Here is a 23,197-nt window from a genome sequence, read left to right as displayed (position 1 = left end):
AGAGCAAGGACCGCCTGGCCTTCTTCCGCCAGGTACAGCAGGCCATTGATGCCGAGGCGGCGCGCTAGGAGTACGCGCGGCCACGCCTTTGGCTTAGACCGCCCTACCAACGTGTGCCTGCATTAACCCACCGGAGGGCTCGCGGCGGAGAAATGTACGGTGGACAGGTCATTGATTTGTCCACCACGGGCGTTGGGCTGATCGACGCCAATAAGACCTAAGCGCGGCCAACGCTACGCGATTGACCGCCCTACCGAAGAGTCCCCGCACTGAGCCACCGGTGGACAGGCCAGCGGCTTGTCCACCATGGGCGTTGGGCTGGTCGACGCCAATAAGACCTAAGCGCGGCCAACGCTACGCGATTGACCGCCCTACCGAAGAGTCCCCGCACTGAGCCACCGGTGGACAGGCCAGCGGCTTGTCCACCATGGGCGTTGGGCTGGTCGACGCCAATAAGACCTAAGCGCGGCCAACGCTACGCGATTGACCGCCCTACCGAAGAGTCCCCGCACTGAGCCACCGGTGGACAGGCCAGCGGCTTGTCCACCATGGGCGTTGGGCTGGTCGACGCCAATAAGACCTAAGCGCGGCCAACGCTACGCGATTGACCGCCCTACCGAAGAGTCCCCGCACTGAGCCACCGGTGGACAGGCCAGCGGCTTGTCCACCATGGGCGTTGGGCTGGTCGACGCCAATAAGACCTAAGCGCGGCCAACGCTACGCGATTGACCGCCCTACCGAAGAGTCCCCGCACTGAGCCACCGGTGGACAGGCCAGCGGCTTGTCCACCATGGGCGTTGGGCTGGTCGACGCCAATAAGACCTAAGCGCGGCCAACGCTACGCGATTGACCGCCCTACCGAAGAGTCCCCGCACTGAGCCACCGGTGGACAGGCCAGCGGCTTGTCCACCATGGGCGTTGGGCTGATCGACGCCAATGAGACCTAAGCGCGGCCAACGCTACGCGATTGACCGCCCTACCGGCACATGCCAAAAAAAATCCCCGCGCAAGGCGGGGATAAACGTGCAGCACACAAGCTGACGGGGCATTACATTCTTACTGAGCGGCCCACTCCAGGAAGGCATCGCGGCTTTCCGGGCTGAGCATCAGGTAAATTTGCTTGAGCGTTGCCAGGGTCGAGGCATCGTGCGGCAGGGTTTGTGCCGGAGCAGCAGCCTGCGACGGGGCCGGTACTGCGAGCGGAGCAGCAGCGCCAGCCTGGGCCTGCGGCGCGGCACCCAGCGGAGCAATGCCGGTGTCCTGGGTGGCAACGACAGAGCCGCCACCAAACATCTGGCCGAGCATGGAGACGTAACGCGGACCCGGCTCGCTGGCTACGCGCTCGCCGGTGCGGGTATTAACCGCGTAGCCGGAGAAGTCATCTTCCATGGCTTCGGCTTCACGCAGGTTGCTCGGCTCATCAATTTCAAGGCGCCATACATCGCCTGCCTGGCCGTCAACCAGGAAGGTAGCGCTGCGGGTACGGACGATTTCGTGGCTCAGGCCACCGCCTACGTCATAGCCATTTTCAAAGTAGGCATTGATGCGGTACTTGCCCGGCTGCAGCTCCAGCTGACGCAGGCTGTTACCTACCATGCGGTTGGCTTCCGGTGCCGGCTGGCCGTTGATGTTCAGCACTTCCAGGGTGTTGGGCATTTCGACTACCAGCACCTGGGAGGTCGGCTGTTCGGCGCCCGAGTAGAGTTTGACGGGGGCCTGCTGGGCACAGGCAGACAACAGTGCAGCGGCGGCGAGACAGAGCAATTGACGCATGGGATAAAACTCCTGGCACAAGTGAACATTGGGTCCGTTGGTGATCACCATTCATGACCACTTGGCGACGAGATTAAGACTGTTGGATGTCACTTTAATGACAAAGCCGGACTGTTTTCTGTAACAGTCCGGCTTTGGGGTTACTTCTGTTCCTGTCGTGAGACGGGATTAGAAGTCGTAACGCAGGCCTACGGAGAAGCCGGAAGCGTCTTCACCAGCAGCACCAGCCGGGTTGGCGGTACGTGCTTGACCCCAAGGAGTCAGAGCAACGTTAGCGTCGTTCTCGGTGATGGCGTAGTTGGCGTATACACGTACAGCTTTGTCCAGCTTGTGCTCGATACCAACAGCGATCATGTCGGTGTCAAAGTCGTCAGCGTCGGCATCACGAGTCATCCACATGCCTTTCAGGGCAGTGGCGGAAGCCAGCTTGAATTCTGCACCTACACCGTAGGTATCGGAAGTCAGAGCGTCTTGAACAGCCGCGGTTACAGCCGGGTTGGTGTAATCAACAGTCTGGTAGAAACCAACCAGCTTGATGCCGTCAGTGATCTTGAAGGCACCAGCAGCGCGAACGCCATCGCGCTCGCCGCGACCGGTATCTTCTTCAGCCGTTTCGTAGGCAACAGAGGCTTCCAGAGCGTCGCCAGCATAGTTCAGAGAGCCGCTGAATACGCTTTCGTCGGTGTCTTGGTCAGCAACAGTACCTTCTTGTACGGAGTAACCCAGTTTGGCGAAGAAGCCGCTCATGTCCGGAGTGGTGTACTCGATGGTGTTGTCATAACGCTCGTCGAAGCGGGCGTTACCAACGCGAGTCAGGTTGCGCATGTCGCCGACTTGGTCGCCGAACAGGTTAGCCGGGCCGCGAGCCGCTTTGAAGGGGCTGTCGAAACGACCCATGCGTACAGAACCGAAGCCGCCTTTCAGACCAACGAAAGTATCGCGGGTGTTGAAAGAGCTACCGTTGTCGGTGCCGAAGTCAATCTGCTGCTCGATCTGGAAGAAGGCAGACAGGTTGGAGTTGATTTCGTGGTCACCCTTGAAGCCCAGACGGGAAGAGTTGCTGGACAGGTTGGTTTCGGAGTAATCAGCACCGTCATCCAGGAAATCCACAGATACGTGGGCGCGGCCGTAGATGCTTACGTCGGCCATGGCGACAGCCGGGATGGCAGCAGCCAGTGCAGTAACAGCGAATCCAGCGATGTGCTTGCGCAGAGTCATTGAGTCTTCCCTCAGTAGTTTTTTGCGTTGACAGTGAAACAACACATTGGGGCTCGTTGATGGGACGGGCCCGGTGTTGGAGGGAATATTCGCAGTGCCGTATTTCAGATCGGTTGCGCAAAGATGAACATTCAATGACAGGGGAACTTTCTCCTGCGCATCGAACTCAGTCAGCGGCGGGATTTGGCAAAGTCAGTGAAATCAGTCAGATAGACAGAAAATCAAGAGGCAGGATCAGCAGATCGCAGCACGTCTGCCGCGATCCAGTCATTCAGCATCGCCAGCGCACCGGCAATAAAATCATCGTCTGCTGTCACATTCAGCTGCGCCAGTGCCGCGCGTAGAGACAACGGCTCGCGGCTCAGCAAATCAGCCAGCCGCCAGGCAAAGGGGGTCAGCTGCATAAAACGCACACGGTCTTGCTCGTCACGCCATACCAGCAGGCAGGACGGCTGTGCTGGCGGCTGAGTAGGCTGGTACTCCGGCCCCAGCTCCTGCACCGGCCACTGGTACAGCAAAGGCCAGGCAAGCGGCGACCAGGCCAGCAGGCAATCTGCACTCGCAGCGCTCTGCCCGCCCGGCGGAATCTGCTGATCACTGATATCCAGTGCCAGTTCCACCCACTCGTAGTGAGCGAGCTCCAGCAGCCACGGCGGGTCATCGGCGCTGGCCTGGTAGCCCTCCTGCAGCCAGTCGATAAATTGCTCGCCGATGTCGCGAAAGTACGGTGACTGGCAGCGGTGCTCGGCAACGAACGCATCGATCAACTGGCCCCAGCGCGCCGCCGGCAACACCTTGTGCAAAACTGGAAAAGTGCCACGCACAAAGCCTTCGATATTGTTGCGAATCAGCCGCTCGTAAACCGCCACCCGCTGTGCCGGCAACGCCTCGGGCAGCGGGCGCTGGCCCGGCGCGCGCACTCTCGCGGTAAAGCGCTGCTGCAGGTCCTTGTTCATGCGTGCACCGCCGGCAAAGTCGCAGCCTGCTGGTAGCGGCGAATCTGCTGCAATTCGGTCTGCAACACATCCAGCGGCGGCATGTTGAAGTCACGCTCCAGCAGTGTCGGACGCACACCGTGACACGCATAGGTATGCTGCAGCAGCGCCCAGACCGGGTCGATGATCGCGGCGCCATGACTGTCGATCTTCAGGCCGGGCTCGGCATCGAAGTGTCCTGCCATGTGCAGGTAGGCGATGCGCTGCGTGGGCATCGCGCTGATGTAGGCGGCAGGCTCGCCACCCAGGTTGACGCTGTTGACGTAGACGTTGTTGACGTCCAGCAGCAGGTTGCAGTCGGCCTCGTCCAGCACCGCAGCAACAAATTCGGGCTCGCTCATCTCACCGGGCAGGGTCAGATAGGCCGAGACATTTTCAATGATAAGGGGTCTGCCCAGGGCGTCCTGTACCTGCGCAATGCGCTCGGCTATGCGGCGCACGTTGGCATCGGTAAAGGGCACGGGCAGCAGGTCATAAAGCTGGCCGTGGTCACCACAGGCACTCAGGTGCTCGCTGTAGACCTGAACCTGGTTGGCGTCGAGAAAGGCGCGCAGATCGTTCAGCAGGCGCGTATCCAGTGGTGCCAGCCCGCCCAGATTGAGTGACAGGCCATGACAGATCAACGGGTAACGCTCGGCAACGGCACGAAACTGACGCGCCAGCCGGCCGCCCAGGCCGATCCAGTTTTCCGGCGCCACTTCTAGAAAATCGGCCACCGGCCGGGGCGCCTGAGCCAGCGCACCAAGCAGGCTGCGGCGTAGCCCCAGCCCGACTCCGTGCACTGGCAGATTGACGGTCGCGTTCACTCTCAACTACCGCAAGTGCCTTCACCGCACTTGCCTTCGCGGTCGCCCTTACCTTCCTCGTCGCCGCAGGAGCCTTCGCCGCACTTGCCTTCCATGTCGTCGCCGCCGTGGTTGTCAGCCAGGCTGTAGCCACTTTGCAGCTCGGACACAGCGAAAGGATTGTCTGCCGCGTGCACTGCGCCGGTGGCGGCCAGCAGGCTGGCGCTGAGGGTGAGGACGGCTGTGTTGATCTTCTTCATGCGCATTCTCCAGTAACGTCTGATATCGAGCGTGACGGACTGCCACCCTCTACATACTAGACGTTGCTGGTTTGACGCTGTTACAGGCCTGCTGAAATCATTTTGAGGAGTCACCCTGATCGGGCTCTGAGGCACGCTGCTGCTGAGCCTGCATGGCCCTGAGCAACGTCTCTAGCTCAGGCGCCTGCTGATCCGGAAGCTGACGAATCACCCGCTGGCTGACGCGCAACTGGCGAATGAAACGGCGACAGTGCACGCACATCGCCAGGTGCATGCGCACCGCGATCCGCTGTTTCAATGTCAGCTCGCCATCCAGCAGATCACTGGATAAAGCAACCAGATCCTTGCACTTCAACATTCGCCGGTTTCCTCAAAATGCTCCAGAGTTGCAAACACGCTCAAACGGGCGCGATGCAGCAGTACCCTGACATTGGAGTGGGAAATGTCCAGCAGGTTACAGATGTCGGGCAATTCCAGTGCCTGACGCTCGCGCAGCATCAGCACGCTGCGCTGCAGCTCGGACAGGGTAGCCAGGGTATGTTCCAGACAGTCACGCAGGGCCTGCTCGTTGAGCAACGCCTCGGGGGAGTCGGTATGCCACAGGGAGGGAGCCTGAGCCCAATGACCGTCGGCGGCAAAGCGCGCGTCATCAATGGTGCCGTGCGGGCCGGTGATGTCGTCCAGTAGCACCTCGCGCCGCTGCTTGCGCAGGCGACTCTTGGCGGTATTGGCGGTGATGGTCAGCAACCAGGTTTTCAGGCTCGCGCGCCCGGCAAACCCGTTCAGATTACGGACCACGGCCAGCCAGCTGTCCTGCACGACCTCGTCGGCACTGGCAGTGCCGACGATAGCAATCGCCACCGCGCGCATGGCGCCCTGGTACTGCTGCACCAGCTCGCGGTAGGCGGCCTGCTCGCCCTTGAGCAGGCGCTGGATCAGGTCCTGCTCATTGGGCATTGCGGCAATCAGCCCTTGCGCACGATCACGCTGCCGATGGAATAACCGGCGCCAAAGGAGCAGATCACACCGTGGCTGCCGACCGGCAAGTCGTTCTGGTACTTGTGGAAGGCAATGATCGAGCCGGCCGAGCTGGTATTGGCGTACTCGTCCAGTACCACCGGCGCTTCCTCGGCGCTGGGGTCACGACCCAGCAGCTTGCGGGCGATCAGCATGTTCATATTGAGGTTGGCCTGGTGCAGCCAGAAGCGCTTGACGCTGTCGACCTGCAGACCCACTTCGCCCAGGTGCTCGCCAATCAGCTCGGCCACCATCGGGCAGACATCGCGGAACACCTTGCGACCGTTCTGCATGAACAATTTGTCACGCGCGCCCACGCCGGATTCATCGCAGCGGTTGAGGAAGCCGAAGTTGTTACGGATGTTGTTGGAGAACTTGGTCAGCAGCTTGGTGCCGAGAATCTCGTAGGGGTGTTCGCAGACGGCGTCTTCGGCGCGCTCGATCACCACGGCGGTGCACGCATCACCAAAGATGAAGTGGCTGTCGCGATCGCGGAAGCTCATGTGGCCGGTGCAGACTTCCGGGTTGACCATCAGTACCGCGCGGGCCTGGCCCAGGGCAACGGTGTTGGCGGCGTTCTGAATGCCGAAGGTAGCCGAGGAACAGGCGACGTTCATGTCAAAGCCGAAGCCGTCGATCCCCAGCGCATCCTGCACTTCAACCGCCAGCGCCGGATAGCCGCGCGGCAGGTTGGAGCAGGCGACGATCACACCGTCGATATCGGCGGCCGTGCGGCCCGCCGCTTCCAGCGCCTGGTGCGCGGCCTTGACCGCCATTTCGCACAGCAGGGACGGCTCGTCATCGCTGCGCTCAGGGATATCCGGGACCATGCGGTTCACATCCAGGATGCCGCTCTTGTTGATCACAAAGCGGCTCTTGATGCCGGAGGCCTTTTCAATAAATTCGGTGCTGGAGGCAGCCAGCGGTTCAACGGTGCCCGCTTCGATGGCAGCGGCGTTCTCGGCGTTGTATTGCTCGACGTAGGCGTTGTAACTGGCTACCAGCTCTTCATTGCTGATGCTCTGGGAGGGGGTAAACAAACCTGTTCCGCTGATCACGACTTTGTGCACGGTCGGTCCTCTTCTGATGTTATGAACACCGCTCCCTCACGATCGCTTCGGGGGAACGGCCAGTTGTCTGTTGCGGCGACTAGCGTGGCTGGCCGGGTATCTGCACCCGTGTCCATGCCGGCATGGAAGCCGGAGGCTGGTGCAAGGTCCGCCGCTCAGCAGTCGGCTGTCTCACCTTGACGACACCAATAGGCTGCAAGGCACGCTGCAAACCCGCATTTTTCAAAGCGCTAGCATAGACGAATAGCGCGCCAAGATCACGCCATTCGCCGCTCATGACGGCAAGTTCGCTGCCGCTTACTGGCTGCTCCCGTCCTGAATTTCACGCCAGAGTTTGCCCAGGCGCTTACTCGACACCGGCATGCGCGTGCCCAACTGCTGGGCAAACAGCGACACGCGGTACTCCTCCAGCATCCAGCGCCACTCATCCAGCCGGGGATCCCAGCGTCCTTCGCGCTGCCAGCGCTCGCTCAGCGCTTGATATTGCTGCCACAGCCCCTGTAGCTCGTCGGTCCAGGCGCGGTCCCGCGGGACCTGGCCCGGCAACTTGTCCAGACGCTGCTCGATGGCGCTGAGATAGCGCGGATACTGGCTTAGCCACTCACCGGGCACGGCGCGGGCGAAGCCTGGATAGACCAGATGGTTGAGCTGCTCGCGCACGTCGTTCATAGCCAGCGCATGGGCCAGCTCCACCTTGCCCTTGAAGCGCTTGCGCAACCCGTGCCATTGCTTGAGCACGGCGAGCAACTGCTTGGCCAGCTGCTCACAGGCCGGCACCCAGTCGGCGCGGCCCGCCTCCAGGCGCGCGGCCAGCGTTTGCGGGTCGCGCGGCAAGGGCGCGTCAGCCGGCAAAAACACACGATCAACGGCGCCCAGCAGTACATCATCGGTCAGCTGTTTCTGCGTGCCGAGATCCCGGTAATAGATGGCTGCGTCCTTCAGCGTGGTCAGCTTCTGGCGCAGATAACGGGCCTGCTCATTGAGCTGCGAGCTTTGCAACAGCAAGCGCTGCAGACCCAGGCGGTGCTCGCGCAGGGCCAGCTGCGGCACGTCAAAGAGTTGCTCAACCACCTCTTCGCCCTGCTCGACCCAAGCGGGATAAAAATTCACCGCAATACCGGCCTGCTTCCGCACCAGCGTCTCGGGCAACGCATAGCTGCCGGGCGCCTCGGCGGGGGCGCTTTGCTCCGGTTGTTCGACAGGCGCCGCCTGCAGCGGCAGTCCATCGATCTCGGCGCACAGCGCACTGTAATCACGGCCCGCGCAGATCGGCTTGCCGGCGGCGTCGACCACCTCGATGCGCATGCGCAGGTGGTCTTCCAGCTCGGCGTCAGTCCAGGCATCAGCGTCCAACCGCACCCCGGTCATGCGGGTCAGCTCGCGGCCCAACGCCTGGGTCAGGCTGCCCTCGGCAAAGGGCATGCGCTCCAGCGCCGCGCGGACAAAGTCCGGTACCGGCACAAAGTTCTTGCGGATCGCCTTGGGCAGCGCGCGCACCAGTGCCACGCACTTATCAAATAACAAGCCAGGTACCAGCCACTCCAGCCGCTGCGGGTCAATACGACGCAGCAAGGAGGCCGGGATGCGCACGGTCACGCCGTCCGCTTCATGGTTGGGCTCAAAGTGATAGCTCAGCGGCAGCGCCACCGACTCCCAGCGCAGTACGTCCGGGTACAGCTGCGCGCTAACGTCGTTGGCTTCACGTTGCAGCAGATCGTCACGCGTCATGTGCAGCAGCCTGGGCTCTTTCTCACTACTGCGCTTGAGCCAGCGCTCGAAACTGGCCAGTTGGTAGATGTTCTCGGGAATACGCTGATCAAAGAAGCGATACAGGGTTTCGTCATCCACCACGATGTCGCGCTTGCGCGCCTTGGCTTCCAGCTCATCCAGCTGAGCCAGCAGCTGCTGATTGGCCTTGTTGAACGCCGCGCGACCATGCCACTCGCCACCCACCAGAGCCTGACGGATAAACAGCTCGCGCGAGGTCACCGGATCAATCGGGCCAAAGTGCACCTTGCGACGCGGCACGATGATCAGGCCATACAGCGACACCTGCTCGAAGGCCACCACCTGACCACGCTTTTTCTCCCAATGCGGCTCACTGTGGCTGGTCTTGACCAGATGCCCGGCCAGCGGCTCCACCCAGGCCGGGTCAATCTTCGCGGCCAGGCGGCCATAGAGGCGCCGGGTTTCAGTCAGCTCGGCGACCATCACCCAGGCCGGCTTTTTCTTCGCCAGGCCGGAAGAAGGGTGCAGCAAAAAGCGACGCTGCCGCGCGCCGAGATAATCACCCTCTTCGGTCTTGTTGCCGAGGTGGCTCAAAAGCCCCGCCAGCAGCGCCTTGTGTACCGGCTCATGGGAGGCTGCCTGGCGGTTTTCTTCCAGCCCCAGATCACGGCAGGTCAGGCGAATCTGGCGGTGGGTTTCGCGCCACTCACGCAGACGCAGGTAATTCAGAAAGTTGCGCCGACACCAGCTGCGCAGCTGGCTTTGCGTCAGCGCCTGGCGCTGCGCCTCAAAACCGTTCCACAGATTGAGAAAGGCGACAAAGTCGGTGCCCTCCTCGTTCCACTGGGCATGCGCCTGGTCAGCCGCCTGCTGCTTTTCCAACGGCCGCTCACGCGGGTCCTGCACGGCCAGCGCCGAGGCAATCACGGTAATCTCGGCCAGCGACTGCTGCGCGGCCCCTTCCAGCAGCATACGGCCGATGCGCGGATCGACCGGCAAACGTGCCAGCTGGCGGCCGATGTCTGTCATCGCACCGCTGCGCTCTACCGCGCCCAGCTCCTGCAGCAGGGTAAAACCGTCGCTGATGGCGCGGCCGTCCGGCGGCTCGATAAAGGGAAAGTCCTCAATGCGACCCAGGCGCAGATGCAGCATCTGCAGGATCACCGAGGCCAGATTGGTGCGACGAATCTCCGGATCGGTAAACTCGGGCCGGCCGTTAAAGTCGTCCTCGCTGTACAGCCGCACGCAGATACCCGGTGCCACGCGCCCGCAGCGCCCCTTGCGCTGATTGGCGCTGGCCTGTGATACCGCTTCAACCGGCAGACGCTGCACCTTGGAGCGCGGGCTGTAACGGCTGATGCGCGCCTCACCCGGGTCGATGACATAGACAATGCCGGGCACCGTCAGCGAGGTTTCTGCCACGTTGGTGGCCAGCACCACGCGGCGCCCGGCATGGGAGGCAAAAATCTTCTGCTGCTCGGCGGCGGACAGGCGCGCGTACAGCGGCAGAATCTCGGTGTGCTTGAGGTTGGCCTTGCGCAGGTACTCAGCGGTATCGCGAATCTCGCGCTCGCCCGGCAGAAACACCAGCACATCGCCCGGCGTCTTGCTCTGACTGCGCTCGAACTGCTGAATCTCGCTCAGCGCGGCGACAATGCCCTGGTCAATGCTCAGGTCATCCTCGACGGTGTTGCCCTCCTCGTCGCGCTCGGCACTGAGGGGGCGATACCAGACATCGACCGGATAGGTGCGACCGGACACCTCGATTACCGGGGCGTTATCAAAGTGCGCCGAGAAACGTTCCAGATCGATGGTTGCCGAGGTGATGATGACCTTGAGGTCAGGGCGTTTGGCCAGAATGGTCTTCAGGTAGCCGAGCAGAAAGTCGATGTTGAGGCTGCGCTCGTGGGCCTCGTCGATGATCAGCGTGTCATAGCGATTGAGGTAGCGATCATGCTGGGTTTCCGCCAGCAGGATGCCGTCGGTCATCAGCTTGATCAGCGAGCGCTCGGAGGTCTGATCGGTGAAACGCACCTGATAGCCCACCAGTTCCCCCAACGGCGTCTGCAACTCCTCGGCAATCCGCGAGGCCACACTGCGCGCAGCCAGCCGGCGCGGCTGGGTATGGCCGATCAGCCCGTAGGTACCGCGCCCCAGCTCGAGACAGATCTTGGGCAGCTGGGTGGTTTTACCGGAGCCGGTTTCACCGGCAATCACCACCACCTGATGCTCGGCAATCGCCGCCTTGATCTGCTCGCGCTTGTCGGCAATCGGCAGCGCATCGGGGTAGATAATTCTGGGAATCAGCCGCGCCCGTTCAGCCACTCGCTCGCGGGAGGTGTTGAAACGCTCCAGCCAGCTGGCCGCCGCCTTGCCCTGATCATCGGCCGGCAGCTTTCTGAACTGCTGCTGTAAACGATGGCGGTCACTGGCCATGACCTGGGTGAAATCGGGCGCGTTGGCGTGTTTGGCTGGCATACAGAATCCTGTGGCGTGAAAAAAAGGCTCTTCGCGGACCGTCGCGGTAGTCCATGTTGTGCGGTCAATTTTCCCGCGGGTGCACAGTGGGCGGATAAAGCCAAAGGCGTGTCCGCATGCTTTGTGCCGGCCCTGTCACTGGCACATATGGCGGAGCGATCTCCAGGTTCGCAGCTAGGGCTAAATCCGCCTTTCGCCCTCACGGCGAGCCAAGGGGGGCTGCTTGCCCAGCCCCCCTTAGCGATCCCCCGGGGCACCCGACTACGCGGCCCTTCAGGTTCGCTGCGTTGCTCGGTTGGACGGGGGTGGCCGGCGAGGTAGTCATAAAACTCGTCGCTTCGCTCCTCAGACATCCTATGACTCTTTTTCCCGTCAGCCCTGCGCTACTCGCCCGCGTAAACGGGACGAACCCTGAGTGCACACTCCGCCATCAGCGCGGTGGACAGAACACCTCATACGCACTACCACGAACTTTTGTGAAGAGCCTGAAAAAACCCCGCCCGGCAATGCCGGGCGGGGTTCTATTGTCGCAAAAACGCGGGGACTGGTGCAGCTTACTGCTTGCCGAGTTTTTTCAGCTCTTCGTCGCGCAGCTCGCGGCGCAGGATCTTGCCGACGTTGGTGGTGGGCAGGCTGTCGCGGAACTCGACGTACTTGGGCACCTTGTACGCCGTCAGGTTGCTGCGCATCTGACCCTTGACGTCCTCCTCGGTCAGGCTGGAACCGGCGGCCTTGACCAGGAACACCTTGATCGCCTCGCCAGACTTCTCGTCCGGCACACCAATCGCGGCGCACTGCTGCACGCCCGGCATGGCGGCCATGACGTCTTCCAGCTCGTTGGGGTAAACGTTGAAGCCGGAGACCAGGATCATGTCCTTCTTGCGATCCACGATACGCAGGAAGCCGTCTTCCTGGATGATCGCGATATCACCGGTTTTCAGCCAGCCTTCGGCGTCGAGAATTTCATCGGTCGCGTCCTGACGCTGCCAGTACCCCTTCATTACCTGCGGGCCCTTGACGCACAGCTCGCCACGCTCGCCCAGCGGCAGCTCATTGCCGTCTTCGTCGATCACCTTGCACAGGGTCGATGGGACCGGAATACCGATAGTGCCCAGCTGGATGTTGCTGATCGGATTAACGGTGGCCACCGGGCTGGTTTCGGTCATGCCGAAGCCTTCACAGATGTCGCAGCCCGTGACCTGCTTCCAGCGCTCGGCGGTCGCCAGTTGCAGCGCCATGCCGCCAGACAGCGTCACCTTGAATTTGCTGAAGTCCAGCGCACGGAAGCCCTCGTCATTGCACAGCGCAACAAACAGGGTGTTCAGACCGACGAAGCCGGTGAACTTGAATTTGGACAGCTCTTTGACAAAGGCCGGAATATCGCGCGGGTTGGTAACCAGGATGTTGTGGTTGCCGCTGACCATCATGGCCATGCAATGGAAGGTAAACGCGTAGATGTGATACAGCGGCAGCGGGCAGATGACCACCTCTTCGCCGTCGGTCATGTTGGACGCCATCAGCTCTTTGGACTGCAGCATGTTGGCGACCAGGTTGCGGTGAGTCAGCATGGCACCCTTGGCGACGCCGGTAGTGCCGCCGGTGTACTGCAGCACGGCAATGTCTTCGCCCTTGGGTGCGGCTTCATGGAGCTTCTGGCCGCGGCCCTTGGCCATGGCATCGTTGAAACGCACCATGCCGGGAATATTGTAGGCCGGTACCATTTTCTTCAGATACTTGACCGCCGCGTTGATCAGAAAACGCTTGAGCGGCGGCAACATGTCGCCCACTTCGGTCACGATGACGTGCTTGACGCCCGTCTTGGGCACCACTTCTTCAGCCAGGTGAGCCATGTTGGCAAGACACACCAGCGCCTTGGCGCCCGAGTCATTGAACTGGTGTTCCATCTCGCGCTTGGTGTACAGCGGGTTGGTGTTGACGACGACAAAACCCGCGCGCATGGCACCAAATACGGCAATCGGATACTGCAGCACGTTGGGCATCTGAATGGCGATGCGGTCGCCCGGTTGCAGGCCGCTGTGCTGTTGCAGGTAGGCGGCAAACTGACCGGACAGGGTGTACAGCTCACCGTAGGTCAGGGTCTTGCCGAGGTTGGTAAAGGCAGGCTTGTTGGCGAAGCGTTGACAGGAGTCTTTCAGAACCGCGAGGACATTGGGGTATGAATCGGGATTGATCTCTGAAGAAACGCCTTCCGGATATTTATCCTTCCAAAAATTTTCAAGCATCTAGCCTGCTCCTGAGTCTGCTGCAGTGGGTTCGCTGCTGTCTTATCGTTAGGTGCCTTTGGCACTCTTTATGTTGGCCCTGAAACGCCCTTTGCAGGCGCATCACGGGAAGCAAAGTGCTCGAAGACTAGCAGCTTTTACACAGGCAAACCAGCACCCCGAATCAGGCTCCGGAGCGCATCAGAACTGGCATTGCGGGTGACTGCAAGGTCACCCGCAAACCTTTGCGGTCACTCGTCGCGCAGTTCGCGACGCAGGATTTTGCCCACAGCAGACATCGGCAGCGACTCGCGAATCTCGTATTGCTTGGGCACCTTGTAGCCGGTGAAGTTGGCGCGGCAATACTCTTTCAGCTCGTCGATGGTCAGGCTCTTGTCGTTGGCAACCACGAAGAGTTTGACCGCCTCGCCGGACTTCTCGTCAGGGATACCGATAGCGGCAGCGTTCGCCACTTTCGGGTGCGCAGCAACTACGTCCTCAATCTCGTTCGGGTAGACATTGAAGCCGGATACGATGATCAGATCCTTGATGCGATCAACAATGGACACAAAGCCGTCTTCGTCGATGATGGCGACGTCACCGGTGCGGAACCAGCCCTCGGCATCCAGCACTTCCTCGGTGGCTTCCGGGCGATTCCAGTAGCCCTTCATGACCTGCGGACCCTTGACGCACAGCTCGCCGCGCTCGCCAATGCCCTGCTCCACGCCATTCTCGTCAATCACCTTGAGCGCGGTGCCCGGGGCCGGCAGGCCGACCGAACCGATACGCGCCAGGCCATCACCGGGGCTGGAGGTCACCACCGGCGAACACTCGGTCAGGCCATAGCCCTCACCGATACGGCAGCCGGTGCGTTTTTCCCAGCGCTCGGCAGTTGCCTTGACCAGCGCAGTGCCGCCGGAGCCGGTGCTCTTGAGACGGGAGAAGTCCAGCTTGTCAAAATCCGGGTGATCCATCAGCGCCACAAACAGGGTGTTGAGGCCGACCACCGAGGAGAACTGCCACTTCTTCAGCTCTTCGATAAAACCGGGGATATCACGCGGGTTGCTGATCAACACGTTGTGGTGACCGGCAATCATCATGCACATGCAATTAACGGTGAAGGCAAAGATGTGGTACAGCGGCAGCGGCGCGATAATGACCTCGCCCGGCTCGCCGGCGATCTTCTTACCGTCACGGTCGATCTGCTGCATGTTGGCGTACACCTGCAGCATGTTGGCGACCAGGTTGCCGTGGGTCAGCATCGCGCCTTTGGCAACACCGGTGGTGCCGCCGGTGTATTGCAGGACGGCCACGTCTTCGAGCGTGCGGGGCACGGCGGTGGGACGCTGGCCCTTGCTGCGCTTGAGCGCCGCCTTGAAGGAGATGGCCTGCGGCAGCGAGTAGCTGGGCACCATCTTCTTGACGTGCTTGACCGCAGCGTTGATCAGCGTGCCCTTGATGGCCGGCAGCATGTCGCCCAGACGGGCTTCAAAGAGAAACTCGATCTCGGTATCGGGGAGCACTTCCTCGACCAGATGGCCGAACATGTTCATGTAGATCAGCGCGCGGGCGCCAGAATCCTTGAACTGATGGCGCATCTCGCGGGCGGTGTACAGCGGGTTGGTGTTGACCACCACCAGCCCGGCGCGGATGGCGCCAAATACCGCGATGGGGAATTGCAGCACGTTGGGCATCTGGATGGCGATGCGGTCGCCCGGCTGGAGCGCCGTGTGCTGCTGCAGGTAGGCGGCAAAGGCAGCGGAGTAACGGTCCAGGTCAGCATAGGTGAGGGTAACGCCCATGTTGCTGAAGGCTGGCAATTGGGCGTGTTTGACACAGGCCTGATTGAACACATCGATGATCGAGCTGTACTGGCTCAGATCAATCTCGTTCGGAATCCCCTGTGGCCGTTTATCCGCCCAGAAAGACGCATCCATTTTGTTCTCCTTTTCCCCGTTGTGCTTTTTCTTGTACCGGCCGCGGCCGACGGCTCTCGCGGGAGCCTAGCGTTGGACAAACCTATCAGGGCTTGAGGCAAACACAAAATCCAAGAGTGTTTCATTTGGTTTGTGAATATCGCCGCCTGCGAAGTATGCTGACCAACGTTGCAAGGTCAGTCATAACAACAACATAAACAGGACAAACGTCAGCATGCAGCCCACCGACCTCCCCCTGACATTGAGCACCGCCGACGGCGCCAGCCTGGCCATACATCACTGGCCCGCCGCCGGCACCGCTACCGCGCAACTGATCATCTGTCACGGCATGGCCGAGCACGGAGCCCGTTATGCCGCGCTGGCAGAACCGCTCAATGCCAACGGCATCAGCGTGCAGGCCATGGACCTGCGCGGCCACGGTGCCAGCACGCCCGAACTGCCGCGCGGCGTGCTGGCTGCAGGCGTCGACTGGAGCCACCTGGTGGACGACGTTGCGCTGCTGCTCAAGCGCACCCGCGCCGCCCACCCGAATCAGCCCATCGTGCTGCTGGGGCACAGCATGGGTTCGTATCTGGCCCAGAGCGTGCTGATCGAGCACAGCGCGCTGGTCGACGTCGCCATACTCAGCGGCAGCCACGCCCAGCCCGCCGCAGCCAGCGCTGCCGCCGGCCTGGTCGCGCGCATCGAAGGCCTGTTGCGCGGCCCTCAGGCGCCGGCAAAAACGCTGGACCGCCTGTCCTTTGCCCAGTACAACCGCACCTTTGCTCCCAACCGCACGGCGTTTGACTGGCTGAGCCGTGATCAGCAGCAGGTCGACCGCTACGTTGCCGATCCATTATGCGGTTTTGTCTTGAGCTGCCATTACTGGCGCTGCCTGGCCGATGCGCTGCTGGCAATTGGCAGCCCAGGCAAACTGGGCCCTATCCGATCCGATCTGCCGCTGCTGATCATCGGTGGTGACGCAGACCCGATCAGTGCGGGCGGCGGACTGGAAAAACTGCAGCGCCGCTTGCGCGCAGCCGGACTCAGGCAGGTAGAATTGCGGCTTTATCCGGGCGCCCGCCATGAGGTGTTCAACGAGACCAACCGGGCTGAGGTCGTTGATGATCTGCTCGCCTGGCTCGCGCCCCATCTGACCGCCCTATCGCAACGGAGCCGCACCCATGCAAACCCTTGAAAATCGCACCTATGAAGAACTGGCCGTCGGCGAGCGCGCGAGCCTCAGCCACCAGGTTGAAGAGCGCGACCTGCTGCTGTTTGCCGCGGTGTCCGGCGACGTGAACCCGGTCCACCTGGATGAAGCATTCGCTGCCGCCACCCCGTTCAAGGGCCGCATCGCGCATGGCATGTTCTCCGGCGCCCTGATCTCCGCCGCTATCGCCTGCGAGCTGCCGGGGCCGGGCACCATCTACATCGGTCAGGAGCTGAGTTTCCTGCGTCCGGTGCGCCTCGGTGACACCGTGACCATCGAGCTGGAAATCCTGGAAAAGCTGCCCAAGAACCGGGTCAAGATCGCCACCCGCGTGATCAATCAGGATGGCAAACAGGTCGTCGACGGCACAGCCACCGTCATGGCCCCTACCGAGAAAGTGAGCATTGCCCGCCCAGCGGCGCCGGCCGTACAACTGGGCTAACCCCCCCCCCGCCCAACCGACAGCGCCCGGCGGCAGATGCCGTTCGGGCGCGCGTCTTGCCGGGCTGCCCGACACACCGCTGCGCAACCCGCGCCAGTGAATGAAACGCCAACAACAGGCGTTATCCTCATGGCAGTTACCCGCCCGCTGACGTTCACTGTCCGTCAGCTACCCCCAGCAGAACAACAAGAGACATACCATGCATTCGAGCACCGCCCGCCCGAACATGCTCATCACGGTGCTGTGCGCCATGCTCAGCGCACTGGTCGTGATCGGCTTTGGACGCCTGGCCTACGGCGTGATCCTGCCATCCATGCGCACCGACCTGGACCTCAGCTACCAGCAGGCCGGCATGCTCAGCACCGTCACGGCGCTCAGCTACGTCTGCTTCGTTCTTGCCGGCGGACTGGCCGCCGCCCGCTGGGGCACCAAAGCGTCCATCATCTTCGGCATGCTCAGCGTGCTTACCGGATTCAGCGGCCTGATCTGGGCCTCGCACTTCTGGCTGCTGGTGCTGTGGATGGGCCTGCTGGGGTTTGGCTCGGCCTTTGTGTTCGCCCCTATGGTGTCGCTGCTTGCAGCCTGGTTTCCGGAACGACGCGGCCTGGCGATCGGCGGCATGAGCAGCGGCGTCGGCATCAGCACCCTGCTTACCGGCATGCTGGTGCCCTATCTGCTGACGCAGTTTGGCGACCAGGGCTGGCGCATCAGCTGGGGGCTATTTGCGCTGATCGCGCTGCTGGTCACGGTGCTGATCGCCCTGTTTATCCGCAACCCGCCGCAGGCCACGCCCAGCATGAGCAGCAAACTCTCCGCAGAAGAGAAGCAGCGCATCTACCGCAACCCGCGCGTGCTGATCGTCGCCTGCGCCTACGGCGCGGTTGGCCTGGGCTACATCGTGCAGACGGTGTTCATGGTCAGCTACATGGTGGAAAGCGGCCACAGCCCTGCGGTAGCCGGACGCTATGTGGCGCTCATGGGGTTGCTGTCGATTGGCGCCTCGCCGGTGTGGGGCTGGCTCTCGGACTACACCGGGCGCGGCAAGGCTCTAGCCTTGTCACTGCTGATGGTCATCGGCGCCATGGCGTTGCCGCTGATCGACCAGTCCCTGCCCTACTTTTTTGTGCACTACCTGCTGATGGGCATCTCGGTGAACGGCGTCTTCTCTATGGTGCAGACCAGCGCTACAGAGCAGGTTGCGCCGCGCTACATCCCGGTCGCCTTCAGCTTTGCCACGCTGTTTTTTGCCGTCGGCCAGTTTCTTGGCCCAGCCATCGCCGGTTGGCTGATCGAGCGAACCGGAGGCTTTGTCGCCGCGTTCAGCTACACCATTGGCGTGCTGAGTGTCGGCTTGTTCCTGGCGGTGATGATCAGCCGTTTTCCGGATCATCTGGCGGTAGAAGACGCAGCGCGCTGAGCCGGCCGCACCGACTGTGGCAGCAATAACAGGCTGCCGCAGTCAGCTGGGTACCGGCCTGCAAGGACCAGCAGCCCCCCTGATGCGCGCTAGGCGGGTTTGCGCGCTTTGATGGAATACAGCAGCGGAACCTGATTTCCCTTCAGCAACATCTGATAGCCACAGCCCGGAACATACTCCAAGCCATCAAAGCACTCATAAGGGCTGTAGGGATGTTCTGCAAACGACTCCAACACCAGCCCCGCGCCAAGCAATGCACTTACCACCTCGCCCAGCGAGTGAGACCAGGTGGCGGTAGGCGAGGTAGCTCCGTCACAGTTCTCGGTGTAAGTGCCCTCCTCTTCTACCGCAGGTTCAACTGTCGAAAAGTACGGGTAACCGGACAACAGGTCGTTGATGGCATGAAACTCCACCAGATGAAACTCGCCACCCGGCTTCAACGAGCGGGCAATCAAGCGCGCCCAGTCGGCCAGATCCGGCAACCAGGTCAGCACACCATAGGAGGTGAAAACAACATCAAACTCGCTGGTATTTTCTCGACCGAAGCTGACGATATCACTCTCCACAAAGGCTGCTTCGAGCTCCAATGACTGCGCCAGTGCGTGCGCCTGGTCTATCGCCGCAGCGGACAAATCGACACCCGTGACCTTCGCCCCCATGCGTGCCCAGGACAGGGTGTCCAAACCAAAATGACACTGCAGGTGCAGCAGTGTTTTGCCCTGCACCTCCCCCACTTGCTCTAGCTCAACCGGGTTCAGCGAGCACTTGCCCTTTTTGAACGCAGCCACATCATAGAACTCGGAGGCAACATGCACCGCCGTTCGCTTATCCCACGCCGCCTTGTTGATACTCAAATAATCCAAGCCTTACTCCTATCGCATCAGCGATGCCGACAGTTTTCGAGCGCCAGCTCACACATGCCGTTCCATCGAAAAGTTAATCAAATTCACACCCTGGCGCTGCACGCTGTTCTGCTTGAGCACCGAGAATCCACGTCGCTCAAAAAACGGCTGGGCAATCAGTGAGGCCTCAACATACAGGCGCTTTATGCCTGTCTCCCGAGCTTGCTGCAGCACATGCGCGTATAGCGCAGATGCCACTCCCTTCCCCTGACAATCTGGGTGGGTATAGGTGCAGTCAATATGTCCGTCGGCGTCCAGCTCGATAAAACCGGCAACACGGTCATCGATGATGGCCACAAAAGGCTGTTTTAGCGCCAAGCGCTCGGCCCACGCCTGATAATCAATGGGCGCAGGCGCCCAGGCCTGTTTCTGCTCTGGCGTATACACCGCCGAATCAATCGCGTGTACCGACTGATAGTAAAGATCAGCAATATCCCGGGCCCAGGCAGGTGAATAACAGCGAATGTCCATAGCAGCCCTCTTCCTCAGTGTGTGCAGACGCTGACAAGCGAGAAAACTCTGAGCGGACTCCCAATACCCAGCAGATCAGACGCAGCGATGATACGCAGTCAACACAGCCAGCACAGCCGCACCGTGCACCTGCTGCTAACGCGCCAACAAAAACGACATAACCGCCTGGTTAAATGCAGCAGGTTGGTCCATCAACGGCAGATGCCCGGCATTGGCTATACGGCACAGTGTGGCATTGGGCATCAGCGCGGCAGCCTTGGCTGCACAGGCCACCGGAAACAGGCGATCGTCCTCTCCCCAGATCAGCAGAGTGCGGTGTTGAATGCTGCCCAAGGCAGCGCTAGAGAACGCCGACACCGCAGCCCCGCGGCCTTGCGAGAAAGCCTTCTTTCCACCCGCAAGCCTCAATACCTCCAGAGAATAACGCGCGTGATCCGGATCGCGACACGCCGGGTCAAAGAGGATATAGCGAGCATAAACGCGATTAGCCAGCGATGAGGGGAAGGTGTTGAGCCACAGCATGCTCAATAAGGACATCAAGGGAGGCTTTGCCCCCAGACCACCCGAATCGACAAGCACGAGCTTATCCACCATCTCCGGACAGTCCAGCGCAAATTGCAGTGCAACCGCGCCGCCTTGGGATAGCCCGATAACGTGTGCCTTGGCAAGGCCGACAGCGTGCAGAAACTGCTTCAGCCAGTGGGAGAAAACCGCTTTGTCATAACGGGCATCCGGCTTGTCAGACTCGCCATACCCCACGATATCCGGTGCAACAACGTGAAAATGCTCGGCCAAGGCAGCCACTGCGGGATACCAGGTAACCGCGCCGGCACCCCCACCGTGCAGACAGACGACAGGCGTTCCGGCACCCGCCGCCAGATAGGCGGTGTTCACCGAGCCGCTCGTGACGGTGGCCTGGGTGACAGGCACCCCCATCTTGTCGATCAGCGCTTGCCGGGCAGACGACTTGCCCATGTCAGCGGATGTCCCTGGCAACCGACTGCAACAGCTCACTCAGAGCGTCTAGCTGCGGCGCGCCCAGCCGCTCAAATAGCGCCCCCGCCGCCTGGGCAAACGACACCTGGGCATCTTCAAATACCTGCCTCCCTGCAGCCGACAGCGCCACCAGACTGACGCGGGCATCGCGGGGATTTTCTTCCTTCTCGACCAGCCCCATTTTCTCCATGGGATTAATCAGCCGGGTGATACCCGACGGAGTCAGGCCAACCTTTGCGGCCAACTCGCTGCGTTGCAGGGTCTTGGCGGGCGAGGTGTGCAACTGGTTGAGCACCAGGTATTCGGTGACCCCGATACCATGCACAGACAGCGCACTGCCCAGACGTTTCTGGATACTACCGCTCAGGCCGATGATGCTGATCACCAAGCCCACATCTCTTTCCTCTGTCATGCTGCCCACCTTGCTCGACGTATTGAAGCAGCAAGACCACGCTCACTTTGTTGACCAATCAACCATTAGACAACAACCAAGCAATCAACGTACTAAACCCATCGCCAAAAGCACATGTATCAATACAGTGGCGACCGAAACGAGAGAGAACGGCTGAGCGAGTGCCGGAATCCAACGGGGCGAGCGCAGCATCACCCCGCCGACACACGAAATCGTCGAGCCATCAGTTACGCGACACGAGATAGACACCGGCAGCGACCATAATCGAGCCCGCGCCCCTGTTCAGCCGCCTCACCGACGACTCGGATTTGAAAAACCGCCGCGCCCGGGCTGAAAACAGGCCAATACTCATAAGCCCGATCATCAGCCCCACCAGGGTCAGTAGCGCCGCCACGCCGATATCGCCCCCAGCCAGGGCATCCAGATCCATAAAGGTCGGTAGAAACGCGATGTAGAACAGAATCACCTTGGGGTTGGAGGCCGAGATAAGAAAGCCCTGCAAAAAGCTCAGCGCCCCACCTTTCGCGCTCGGCGCGGCTTCCGCCGTACTGAGGTCCAGCGGCGCCGTCCACATCTTCCAGCCCAGATAGGCCAGATAAACCGCGCCGGCAATACGAATCAGCGTAAACACCTCACCCCAGTGGGTCGCCAGCGCAGCAAGCCCAATACAGGCGGCGATGAGATAAAGCATGTCGCTGACCGTCATGCCCAGGGCCAGCCAAAAGCACGAGCGTGCACCACAAACCAGCGCACGCGCCAGAATCGCGAACACCCCGGGGCCAGGCGTCACGCCGAAAATCAACACCGCCAGAAAGAATGAAATACCACTTTCCCAAGTCAAAACAGCACCTCAAAAGGATTGTGAAGCAACAACCGGCAACTACCCCTGCTCAACCACACGGCCTTGCCACAGCCGATACAGCCCAGTGATGTCAGACGAGCACAACAGCGGCATAGCATCCTCAAGCTGCTCCAGCGGCCAGTCCCACCAGCACATCTCAAGTAGCATGGAAATCTCCTCGTCAGAGAAGCGTCTTCTGATCGCCCTGGCGGGGTTGCCACCGACAATGGTGTACGGCTCTACATCCTTAGTAACCAGCGCCCGGCTGCCAATCACCGCCCCATGGCCGACCGTCACGCCCGGCATGATCATCGCCTCAGAGCCGACCCACACATCACTGCCGATGACGGTGTCACCTGCCTTTTCAAACGCATCCACTGCCGTTGCAAAAGCCGGCTCTTCGTTCATGTAAAAGAACGGAAAAGAAGAAACCCAGTCGTACCGATGCCCCTGGTTACCCGCCATGACAAAGGCGGCGCCTGAGCCGATGGAACAAAAGCTGCCAATGATGAGTTTGTCTACATCATCACGATCAGGCAGGAGGTAACGGGCACAATCATCAAACGAATGCCCGTGGTAATAACCAGAGTAATAGCTGAAACGCCCTACCTTGATGTTCGGGTTGGTCACCTGCTCGGCAAGCACCTTCCCCTTGAACGGGCTCTCGAAGAAGTTATCCATCGCGTGTCATATCCGATAGCAACGCCCGCCGACAGGTCTGGGCGCAATAAAAAGACAAGCCGGTTTGGCCCAGCGAGGAAGACGCATCCTACGCCATGGCACAGCGCCCATCCAAGAAGAGTGAGGTATTTTGAGCTCTTCACACGACGCAGGTGTGCCACCCCGCAGAGACATTTGGTGCGCTAATACGGCAATCACCTGACAGTTGACCATTGTCAGAAGAGACATACGGCCTCGAACCCGGTTAGGAAACGGGTACCCCCTACCTGTTCGTAACCTGGAGACGGACGCACAGCGACGCAGGTTTTCTAGGGCCAGCGCGGCAGACGTGAATTACCTGGCGGTTGCAGGAACTGAGTG

General features: G+C 61.0%; 20 protein-coding genes. 3 read left to right on the top strand and 17 right to left on the bottom strand.

The genetic code is table 11. From position 1 onward, the window contains the following. Positions 1-1,056: 1,056 nt before the first annotated feature. The 11 genes from CNQ84_RS19320 to CNQ84_RS19270 form a co-directional block, all read right to left on the bottom strand. Entirely contained in the window at positions 1,057-1,773 is a 717-nt protein-coding gene (locus tag CNQ84_RS19320; RefSeq protein WP_096006412.1) for a DUF2057 family protein, read from the bottom strand. Between the two features lie 168 nt (positions 1,774-1,941). Continuing rightward, entirely contained in the window at positions 1,942-2,991 is a 1,050-nt protein-coding gene (locus CNQ84_RS19315) for a porin (RefSeq protein ID WP_096006411.1), read from the bottom strand. Between the two features lie 221 nt (positions 2,992-3,212). Further along, entirely contained in the window at positions 3,213-3,947 is a 735-nt protein-coding gene (locus CNQ84_RS19310) for an HvfC family RiPP maturation protein (RefSeq protein ID WP_096006410.1), read from the bottom strand. Further along, positions 3,944-4,792, bottom strand: a complete 849-nt coding sequence (locus tag CNQ84_RS19305; protein ID WP_425439984.1) for an HvfB family MNIO-type RiPP peptide maturase — start codon at positions 4,790-4,792, stop codon at positions 3,944-3,946. The genes CNQ84_RS19310 and CNQ84_RS19305 overlap by 4 nt, the downstream gene beginning before the upstream one ends. 2 nt (positions 4,793-4,794) lie before the next feature. Beyond that, positions 4,795-5,031: an HvfA family oxazolone/thioamide-modified RiPP metallophore gene (locus CNQ84_RS19300; protein WP_096006409.1), complete on the bottom strand. Its 237-nt coding sequence runs from the start codon at positions 5,029-5,031 to the stop codon at positions 4,795-4,797. A gap of 97 nt (positions 5,032-5,128) precedes the next feature. Further along, positions 5,129-5,389 carry an anti-sigma factor family protein gene (locus CNQ84_RS19295; RefSeq protein ID WP_096006408.1) on the bottom strand — a complete coding sequence of 87 codons (261 nt, stop codon included), beginning with the start codon at positions 5,387-5,389 and terminating at the stop codon, positions 5,129-5,131. Next, positions 5,383-5,988, bottom strand: a complete 606-nt coding sequence (locus CNQ84_RS19290) for an RNA polymerase sigma factor (protein WP_096006407.1) — start codon at positions 5,986-5,988, stop codon at positions 5,383-5,385. The genes CNQ84_RS19295 and CNQ84_RS19290 overlap by 7 nt, the downstream gene beginning before the upstream one ends. A gap of 8 nt (positions 5,989-5,996) precedes the next feature. Beyond that, the gene (locus CNQ84_RS19285; RefSeq protein ID WP_096006406.1) at positions 5,997-7,118 is read right to left on the bottom strand and encodes a beta-ketoacyl-ACP synthase III; all 1,122 of its coding nucleotides are present in this window, start codon (positions 7,116-7,118) and stop codon (positions 5,997-5,999) included. A gap of 297 nt (positions 7,119-7,415) precedes the next feature. Beyond that, complete coding sequence (hrpA, locus tag CNQ84_RS19280) at positions 7,416-11,324, bottom strand: ATP-dependent RNA helicase HrpA (RefSeq protein WP_096006405.1); 3,909 nt, start codon at positions 11,322-11,324, stop codon at positions 7,416-7,418. 554 nt (positions 11,325-11,878) lie between these two features. Continuing rightward, on the bottom strand, positions 11,879-13,567 hold the full coding sequence (fadD1, locus tag CNQ84_RS19275; protein ID WP_096006404.1) for a long-chain-fatty-acid--CoA ligase FadD1: 1,689 nt from the start codon (positions 13,565-13,567) through the stop codon (positions 11,879-11,881). Between the two features lie 230 nt (positions 13,568-13,797). Next, positions 13,798-15,483 carry a long-chain-fatty-acid--CoA ligase gene (locus CNQ84_RS19270; protein WP_096006403.1) on the bottom strand — a complete coding sequence of 562 codons (1,686 nt, stop codon included), beginning with the start codon at positions 15,481-15,483 and terminating at the stop codon, positions 13,798-13,800. A 214-nt stretch (positions 15,484-15,697) separates the two neighbouring features. Here CNQ84_RS19270 and CNQ84_RS19265 point away from each other — a divergent pair, with 214 nt between their 5' ends. From CNQ84_RS19265 to CNQ84_RS19255, 3 genes are all read left to right on the top strand, one after another. After that, on the top strand, positions 15,698-16,660 hold the full coding sequence (locus CNQ84_RS19265) for an alpha/beta fold hydrolase (RefSeq protein WP_096006402.1): 963 nt from the start codon (positions 15,698-15,700) through the stop codon (positions 16,658-16,660). Then, the gene (locus CNQ84_RS19260; protein WP_096006401.1) at positions 16,647-17,117 is read left to right on the top strand and encodes a MaoC/PaaZ C-terminal domain-containing protein; all 471 of its coding nucleotides are present in this window, start codon (positions 16,647-16,649) and stop codon (positions 17,115-17,117) included. The genes CNQ84_RS19265 and CNQ84_RS19260 overlap by 14 nt, the downstream gene beginning before the upstream one ends. Before the next feature lie 199 nt (positions 17,118-17,316). After that, the gene (locus CNQ84_RS19255) at positions 17,317-18,534 is read left to right on the top strand and encodes an MFS transporter (protein WP_096006400.1); all 1,218 of its coding nucleotides are present in this window, start codon (positions 17,317-17,319) and stop codon (positions 18,532-18,534) included. 89 nt (positions 18,535-18,623) lie between these two features. On the opposite strand, the gene CNQ84_RS19250 is transcribed toward CNQ84_RS19255, so the two are convergent. From CNQ84_RS19250 to catB, 6 genes are all read right to left on the bottom strand, one after another. Then, entirely contained in the window at positions 18,624-19,397 is a 774-nt protein-coding gene (locus tag CNQ84_RS19250; protein WP_096006399.1) for a class I SAM-dependent methyltransferase, read from the bottom strand. A 48-nt stretch (positions 19,398-19,445) separates the two neighbouring features. After that, positions 19,446-19,907, bottom strand: a complete 462-nt coding sequence (locus CNQ84_RS19245) for a GNAT family N-acetyltransferase (RefSeq protein WP_096006398.1) — start codon at positions 19,905-19,907, stop codon at positions 19,446-19,448. A 135-nt stretch (positions 19,908-20,042) separates the two neighbouring features. Further along, entirely contained in the window at positions 20,043-20,882 is an 840-nt protein-coding gene (locus CNQ84_RS19240; protein ID WP_096006397.1) for an alpha/beta fold hydrolase, read from the bottom strand. A 1-nt stretch (position 20,883) separates the two neighbouring features. Next, on the bottom strand, positions 20,884-21,315 hold the full coding sequence (locus CNQ84_RS19235) for a MarR family winged helix-turn-helix transcriptional regulator (RefSeq protein WP_096006396.1): 432 nt from the start codon (positions 21,313-21,315) through the stop codon (positions 20,884-20,886). A 223-nt stretch (positions 21,316-21,538) separates the two neighbouring features. Beyond that, positions 21,539-22,105 (bottom strand): LysE family translocator, encoded by a 567-nt coding sequence (locus CNQ84_RS19230; RefSeq protein ID WP_281254842.1) that lies wholly within the window; start codon positions 22,103-22,105, stop codon positions 21,539-21,541. Between the two features lie 90 nt (positions 22,106-22,195). Next, positions 22,196-22,837, bottom strand: a complete 642-nt coding sequence (gene catB / locus CNQ84_RS19225) for a type B chloramphenicol O-acetyltransferase (protein ID WP_096006394.1) — start codon at positions 22,835-22,837, stop codon at positions 22,196-22,198. Between the last annotated feature and the right edge of the window lie 360 nt (positions 22,838-23,197).

Source organism: Pseudomonas abyssi, from assembly GCF_002307495.1.
GTDB lineage: Bacteria > Pseudomonadota > Gammaproteobacteria > Pseudomonadales > Pseudomonadaceae > Halopseudomonas > Halopseudomonas abyssi.
Note: the sequence above shows the minus strand (reverse complement) of the source record. Positions and strands in the feature narration are given on the sequence as shown.

Bases quoted from the DNA above. Each gene is read 5' to 3' on its own strand.
- fadD1 (WP_096006404.1), bottom strand. From the start codon at position 13,567: ATGCTTGAAAATTTTTGGAAGGATAAATATCCGGAAGGCGTTTCTTCA.
- CNQ84_RS19260 (WP_096006401.1), top strand. From the start codon at position 16,647: ATGCAAACCCTTGAAAATCGCACCTATGAAGAACTGGCCGTCGGCGAG.
- CNQ84_RS19270 (WP_096006403.1), bottom strand. From the start codon at position 15,483: ATGGATGCGTCTTTCTGGGCGGATAAACGGCCACAGGGGATTCCGAAC.
- catB (WP_096006394.1), bottom strand. From the start codon at position 22,837: ATGGATAACTTCTTCGAGAGCCCGTTCAAGGGGAAGGTGCTTGCCGAG.
- CNQ84_RS19255 (WP_096006400.1), top strand. From the start codon at position 17,317: ATGCATTCGAGCACCGCCCGCCCGAACATGCTCATCACGGTGCTGTGC.
- CNQ84_RS19315 (WP_096006411.1), bottom strand. From the start codon at position 2,991: ATGACTCTGCGCAAGCACATCGCTGGATTCGCTGTTACTGCACTGGCT.
- CNQ84_RS19265 (WP_096006402.1), top strand. From the start codon at position 15,698: ATGCAGCCCACCGACCTCCCCCTGACATTGAGCACCGCCGACGGCGCC.
- CNQ84_RS19290 (WP_096006407.1), bottom strand. From the start codon at position 5,988: ATGCCCAATGAGCAGGACCTGATCCAGCGCCTGCTCAAGGGCGAGCAG.
- CNQ84_RS19245 (WP_096006398.1), bottom strand. From the start codon at position 19,907: ATGGACATTCGCTGTTATTCACCTGCCTGGGCCCGGGATATTGCTGAT.
- CNQ84_RS19310 (WP_096006410.1), bottom strand. From the start codon at position 3,947: ATGAACAAGGACCTGCAGCAGCGCTTTACCGCGAGAGTGCGCGCGCCG.
- CNQ84_RS19235 (WP_096006396.1), bottom strand. From the start codon at position 21,315: ATGACAGAGGAAAGAGATGTGGGCTTGGTGATCAGCATCATCGGCCTG.
- CNQ84_RS19320 (WP_096006412.1), bottom strand. From the start codon at position 1,773: ATGCGTCAATTGCTCTGTCTCGCCGCCGCTGCACTGTTGTCTGCCTGT.
- CNQ84_RS19300 (WP_096006409.1), bottom strand. From the start codon at position 5,031: ATGAAGAAGATCAACACAGCCGTCCTCACCCTCAGCGCCAGCCTGCTG.
- CNQ84_RS19295 (WP_096006408.1), bottom strand. From the start codon at position 5,389: ATGTTGAAGTGCAAGGATCTGGTTGCTTTATCCAGTGATCTGCTGGAT.
- CNQ84_RS19240 (WP_096006397.1), bottom strand. From the start codon at position 20,882: ATGGGCAAGTCGTCTGCCCGGCAAGCGCTGATCGACAAGATGGGGGTG.
- hrpA (WP_096006405.1), bottom strand. From the start codon at position 11,324: ATGCCAGCCAAACACGCCAACGCGCCCGATTTCACCCAGGTCATGGCC.